The following is a 6,779-nucleotide window of genomic DNA, read 5'->3' as shown; positions in this document are numbered from 1 at the left end:
GTGGTCTGGTAACCTCAATTATCCTTAGATTTTTAGGGGGTGGCAAGTTTTTTCTTTATAAGCCCTCTTAAATCAAGGTTATATTAACTTTTTACTATATAAGTTTTGACAATACGAATTAATCCTAGGGGGTGCAAATGTGAAAAAAGGATGGTTTCTTATTTTATTGATCTTCTTGATCGCTGTTATTTCAGGATGCAGTGACAAGGTAACGAAACCCGAAGATTGCTTTGCGGAATATGTAAAACTTTGGGAAAGTCAAGATTTTGACAAAATGTATGATTATTTAACAACAGAGACAAAGAAAAATGTGGCAAAGAAAGATTTTGTAGATCGTTATAACAAAATCTACAAGGATTTAGAGATTCAAAAATTATCGATTCAATACACAAAACCAGAGACAGAAACAGATAAAAAAGCAAAAAAAATCAAATTTCCTTTTCATGTGAAAATGAATAGCCTTGCTGGTGAAATTGCTTTCGATCAGCAGGCTAACTGGGTGAAAGAAGAAGACGATGATAAGAAGACGACGGAATGGCGAATGAAATGGGATACCACTTTTATTTTTCCCGATTTAGAAGAAGGAGATAAAATTTCCGTTCCAACGATCCCACCAATCCGAGGTGCGATTCTTGACCGCAATGGCATTGCCCTTGCTGAAAATGGCACAGGCAGTCAAATTGGACTTGTTCCCAAAAAAATGGAAGGAAAAGATACACAAGTAATCCAACAGATGGCTAAATTATTAGGGATTAGTGAGAAAGAGATTGAGGATGCTTTAAATCAAGCTTGGGTAAAACCTGATCTTTTCGTACCCATCAAGACAATATCAGCAAATAATACGGAATTACGCGAGAAATTACTAGCCCTCCCAGGTGTTCAAGTAGCAAATGTAGAGGCAAGGATCTATCCACTTGGAGAACGTGCCGCCCACTTAACTGGAAATTTATCACCTGTTACAGCGGAGGATTTGGAAAAACATAAGGATAAAGGGTATACAAGTACAGATATGATTGGCAAACGCGGTTTAGAGCTTGTTTTTGAAGATCGATTAAGAGGCGAACCAGGTGTACAAATTATCATCAAGAAGGAGGATGGTAGCGAGAAAATTCTTGCAGAAAAAGAGGTGCAAAATGGGGAGGATGTTGAACTCACGATTGATAGTGCCCTCCAGACCACGATTTATGACGAATTGCAAGGGAAGCCGGGAGCTGCCGCAGCGATCGATCCAACTACAGGTGAAACATTAGCCCTTGTCAGCAGCCCAGCTTATGATCCAAATGTATTAACGCTCGGAGCAACCAATGATCAGTGGAAAAAATTACAAGATGATCCAAAACAACCGATGCTCAATCGATTTAATTCCGCTTTTGCGCCCGGTTCCGTTTTAAAGCCGATCACAGCAGCTATCGGTCTTAAAAACGGAACGATCACTTGGGATCAGGCGTTAACCATTAATGGAAAGGGTTGGCAAAAGGATAAGTCCTGGGGCAAATATGAAGTGAAACGTGTAAGTGATCCAGGCGTACCGATTGATTTAGAAAAGGCATTGATCTATTCCGATAATATTTATTTTGCACAAAAAACGATTGAACTTGGGAAAGAAAAATTTGAGGCAGGCTTGAAGAACTTTGGCTTTGCTGAGGACATGCCTTATGTCTACCCGATGCATCAATCAACCTTTGGGGAGATTGGTTCAGATATTGCCTTAGCGGATTCTAGTTATGGGCAAGGCCAAATTGAAATGAGTGTCCTCCATTTGGCAACGACGTATTCTACTTTTGTCCATAAAGGAAATATGGTCAAGCCGATTTTGGAAGCAAAGGAAGATAAAGGGCAAATTTGGAAAAAGGATCTCCTGACTGAAGATCAAGCCAACCATTTATCGGCTGCTCTTCGCAAAGTTGTAGATGAAGGGACAGCACGTGGAGCTAGATTAGAAGGCTTTCCATTGGCTGGAAAAACGGGGACCGCCGAATATGAAAAGGCTGAGCAAGGAATAGAAGGAAAAGAAAACGGCTGGTTTGTTGCCTATAATCCGGAAAAACCTGATCTCGTCATTGCCTTAATGGTTCAAGAAGGTGGCTCCGCAGGCGCTATCGAACATGTCAAAAATATTTTTAAAGAAACACGGTAATTAGAAATTTATTTTAGCCCGGCTTATGGAATGGTAACGGACAAGTTCGGTGTAACCCTTCAAATTTTTACTACAAAGTAACGCTAACTTTTTAGTTAGTCCCCTTATGCCAAAAACGGCAAAGGGGCTTTTTATTATTTTGGGTAATTCTCTGATATTATTATTGAATTACGCTTCCCGTTTCAAGGGTGCGTACGCAAGCCCAGTCATTGTTATTACAACTTGATGCATTGAACCACTTTTAAATGGAGCAGATTTTCGAAGAAAAAGAATCGGAAAAAAGCAAACACCGTCTCAGTTAGATGAGCTCCTTAAAATTTTGCGTAAAGATGACACAGTAGTTGTCTATAAATTAGATCATATCAGTATCAACCGAGATCTGAGCCAAACACTTTTCTCAAAATATCACCATCAAGTAATACAACTGCGCTATTTAACTTTAAGTTTTCATATAGCATTTTGGCCACCGTCGTTTTACCGACTCCAGATAATCCTGTGATCCAATACACTTTCATATATATCCATCCTAACTGGTATATCAAATTGCAAAAAGTTCCTTAAATCGCTCGTTTGAGTACATATTCTTAGGTGATCCCTCTTCTACAACTTTCCCTTTTTCAATCATTATCACCCTATTGCATTTGTTAACTGATGCAATATTATGTGAAATTACGATAAGAGTTTTATTGAAAAATACACGTTCCCAAGAATCAATTAACTTGTGCTCAGTCTCTTTATCAAGAGAACTTGTTGCTTCATCGAGAACAACAATGGGTGGATTCTTTAAATAAATTCGTGTAATAGCTATTAGCTGCTTTTGTCCTCCCGATAATTGTATTCCCTTACTTCCAATAACGGTTTCAAGCCCATTATCTAAATTCTTTACAAAAGATAAGACTCCAGTTTTTTCACAAGCTTCTGTAATTTCGTTTTCTGTTGCCTTTAAATTTCCTAACTTAATATTATCTCGAATAGTTCCATCAAAAATAAATGTATTCTGCTGAACAAAGCCAATACTTTCTCTTATTGATTTAAGAGTATATTCCGCAATATCACAGCCATCAATGTAGATTGATCCTCTATCAGGTTTAAAAAACGCAATCAGCATGTTTACTAATGTTGTTTTCCCACTTCCACTCTCTCCAACAAGTGCCACCTTTTCACCAGGTCTAATCAGCATCGAAAAATTATTAAAAATGGTAGAACCGGAATATGAAAATCCAATATTTTTGAATTCAACTTCTCCTCGATGTACACATAATTTTTTCTTTCCAGCTTCACTTTCAACTGGTCTGTCTTTAAAATTTTTAATATACTTTACTGCTGTCAATCTGTCCTGTAAGTCTACATAATAACTATGCAGATAGACAATATTGTTATTAATTTCTGTAAAAAATGCTACAATAACAATTAAAGAGCCCACAGTTAAGCTTCCATTAATGGTAAAATAAGCACCTATACCAAATATAGCTAATTGCATACAAGTGTTTATAACTTCTACGAGATTTGATAAGTGCAGATTAGCCACCGATTTCTTAATCTCAAGCTGAAATAATTTTTTTTGATTCCGTATAAATATCCTTCTTATGAAATTCTGAGCCCCTAATAGTTTAATTTCTCTATTTCCATTTAAAATATCAAAGAGCCATCCCACATATTTTCCATATTCAGTACGGTATTTACTTGAATATCTTCTAGTAATTTTTCCACTCTTTAGCGTTATAAACGCAGAAATCGGTACAAATATTAAAAATATTACTCCGATCTTCCAATTCACCAAAATAATATAGGTACTAAACAATACTATCATTAAAGTGCTATAAAAGGTATAAACCAAGTTTCTAGTAATGATCATCACACACTCGTTCGTGTAAGTTTGAATAGTTGTAATAATATCTCCAGATTTTGCTTCATTTACGTATTCATTTCTTAATGACATAAGATGATCATACAAATCCATCTTAATATCAAATGTATATTTACCGACTATATGATTAAAAAAAGTGTAAATCACAAAATATAGAGAACATAGAAACAAAGAAAATAACAGTATAACTAGGCTTATATTAAAAAAAGTGTCTAAATTTTTGTAATACACCATTTCATCTATTAAAACACCAAACAAAATGGGGAGCATTAACTGTAATATTCCTTCAGTAAACCAACCAATAGAAAATAAGACAAAACTCCGTTTATACTTTCGTATATATTTTGATAAAAAAGTAAAACTTGCAATTATACCGAAATGAGAGTCTTCGTTTTTCATAAAGTGTCATCTCCTAACGGGATCATTCGCCTTAACAATGATTTTTCTCCAATTGGTATTTCAATAAATACCTGTTTTTTTTCAAATTCGAAAGTAGGATCTTCCAAAAACTTAGGTTCTGACACGTAGATTCGAGTAAGGTTATCTTCATGAGATACTTCATCAACTGTAAGTTTATATTGATTCAAATTTTTATCTGTATAAAGATAAAAATTTTTGGAAAGCATAGGTTCACTATTTTCAAATTCTATGACCCAGAAATCAGACTTATTGATAATCGAACACGGATAGGTTTGCACTACGTTCGTACTTACCGACATGGTCGCGATTAAAATAATCACTATAAAAAATGTGAGATAAATTGTGAATGGTAAATATGATCCAGTCATAAGACGAGCGTATCTCTTTCCCAAAAATAGTTGCTTTTTCATCTACTTTCTTCCCTCGTATTATATTTAACATATGAAAACATCACTAAAACTGGGGGGCTCATAACCAAGGCAAGTACAGTGTTTTTTCCTTTTGATGCTTGGTAAATTACACAAGAAGATTTTAACAATCATTAATACAATTTTCAAAGATCAACTTTCCCAAAATTTATATATTCGATTATTACTTGTGCTATTTTAATTATTTACATAAAACGCTTCTCTTTCTATTACACACCCATTATGTACTTGGATAAACCTGCTACCAAAAGCAACATTTGGCTTACGATGAGAGATGTAGATAATCATCTTATCTTTGAAAAAGTCATCCAGCTCTTTGTAAAGAATATCCTCTGTTTGTTGCTCTAGATGCCTGGTTGCTTCATCTAGAATGATAACGTCGGCATTTTTTAATATTTGTCCCGCCAAAATTATTCGTTGTTTCTGACCTCCTGATATCTTACTTCCCCCTTCACCAAGATTAGTATCAAAGTAATCTGGAAGCTTTCTTATTAAATCGTAAATTTGTGCTTTTTGACACGACACCTTCATTTCTTCTTCAGTTGCTTTAGGCTTAATCAATTGAAAGTATTCTCTGATAGACATATTAAACAAGATTGAATCTTGCATAACATAACCTATTTTCCTATAAAGTGACTTCTTATCAACATCTCTCAGTCTATATCCCGAATAATACACATCTCCTTGAGAAGGATCTACAATTCCCGTAATTAATTTTACTAGTGTACTTTTTCCTGCTCCGCTACTACCATAAATAACAACTCTTTCTCCTTTACTTATTGACAGATTCACTTCTTTTAGAACATAGTGATTTTGGTTAGGATAGCGATAGCTAACTTGTTGAATTTTTATATCGTTTACTTCATCTACTATTTTGTTTTTATTCTCTACAGCTTTTATGGACAGAACATTGATTATTCTATCAATAATTGTTTTTTGACTTAGCAAATCCCCTTCAGTTGACGAAACTTTATTCACCGAATCAGATAAAATTGTATTGTATTGAACAAACATCAATAACATACCAATCGTCAATCGTCCTTGAATAACAAAAATACCTCCTACAAAATATAACAATATCTGCATGACAAACTTTTCTTTAACCCATGGCATCACTAAATAACGAATAACGAAATAATTTATTGTTTTCGTATGGTATTTCGCAAATATATTTAAAAATTTCACATATTTCTTTTTCTCATATCTTTCCAGATTAAATGCTTTAATCTCTTTCCAACCTCTAATCACTTCATGAAACCAAGACGTCATTTCCTCATCATTCTTACGGTTTAAATTCACAATATTCTTTTCCTTATTACTAATAAAAAGATCAAACCATATAGTAATAGGAATGATAGCTACAGCAATAAGTGAAAGTTGCCAGGAAACAGAAAATAAAAAAATACACGCTATAATGATTGAAAATACAGAGATGAAATAATCGACCATTTGTTTTTCAATAAATTCTTTAAGAAACTTAGTATCATCTTCAATGTTCATTTTTACATCAGCAACCGATTTTGTTGATTCTTCCTTAATATCTTCGCGTACATAATTACCGAAGATTTTATTTTTTATTTTGTATAATAAATGATAGCTCAATCGATTGTTATAATACATAGAAAGATAGCTTAATCCCACCTTTACTAATTGTATGAAGCCATACCCGATTAATACATTGGTAAAAAATAAAGTAAACTTCCCACCCACTACCACGTCATCGATAAAAATTCGATAGACTAAAGGTAGTAGGAAGGTTAGCATAATAGTTGCAGCGCTAACCAATGAGAAGAAAAAAATAAACTTTTGCTTCCTCGCTATTTAATGTTTAGTTTAAAATCTCATACAGCTGTCAATACTGGGTAGAAACTACGAAAATACCTAGGAGATGATAGCTTTATGAGAGATTTTCAAGAAGATTATAACG

Annotated in this window: 5 protein-coding genes; 1 reads left to right on the top strand and 4 read right to left on the bottom strand. The window is 34.2% G+C overall.

Annotation, left to right across the window (positions count from 1 at the left end; translation table 11 throughout):
• The first annotated feature begins 139 nt into the window (after positions 1 to 139).
• Positions 140 to 2,137, top strand: a complete 1,998-nt coding sequence (locus tag MUB24_RS22630; protein WP_244707954.1) for a penicillin-binding transpeptidase domain-containing protein — start codon at positions 140 to 142, stop codon at positions 2,135 to 2,137.
• A 368-nt stretch (positions 2,138 to 2,505) separates the two neighbouring features.
• Here MUB24_RS22630 and MUB24_RS22625 read toward each other — a convergent pair whose 3' ends face one another.
• The 4 genes from MUB24_RS22625 to MUB24_RS22610 form a co-directional block, all read right to left on the bottom strand.
• Entirely contained in the window at positions 2,506 to 2,652 is a 147-nt protein-coding gene (locus tag MUB24_RS22625; protein ID WP_244707952.1) for an adenylyl-sulfate kinase, read from the bottom strand.
• A gap of 23 nt (positions 2,653 to 2,675) precedes the next feature.
• Positions 2,676 to 4,403, bottom strand: a complete 1,728-nt coding sequence (locus MUB24_RS22620; protein WP_244707949.1) for an ABC transporter ATP-binding protein — start codon at positions 4,401 to 4,403, stop codon at positions 2,676 to 2,678.
• On the bottom strand, positions 4,400 to 4,834 hold the full coding sequence (locus tag MUB24_RS22615) for a hypothetical protein (protein ID WP_244707947.1): 435 nt from the start codon (positions 4,832 to 4,834) through the stop codon (positions 4,400 to 4,402). Before MUB24_RS22615 ends, MUB24_RS22620 begins: the two co-directional genes overlap by 4 nt.
• A gap of 195 nt (positions 4,835 to 5,029) precedes the next feature.
• Positions 5,030 to 6,637, bottom strand: a complete 1,608-nt coding sequence (locus MUB24_RS22610; RefSeq protein ID WP_280517130.1) for an ABC transporter ATP-binding protein — start codon at positions 6,635 to 6,637, stop codon at positions 5,030 to 5,032.
• Positions 6,638 to 6,779: the final 142 nt, after the last annotated feature.

The organism is Lederbergia sp. NSJ-179, from assembly GCF_022867885.1.
In the GTDB taxonomy this organism is placed as follows: domain Bacteria; phylum Bacillota; class Bacilli; order Bacillales; family Bacillaceae_C; genus Lederbergia.
This window is presented reverse-complemented; position numbering and strand designations above follow the sequence as displayed.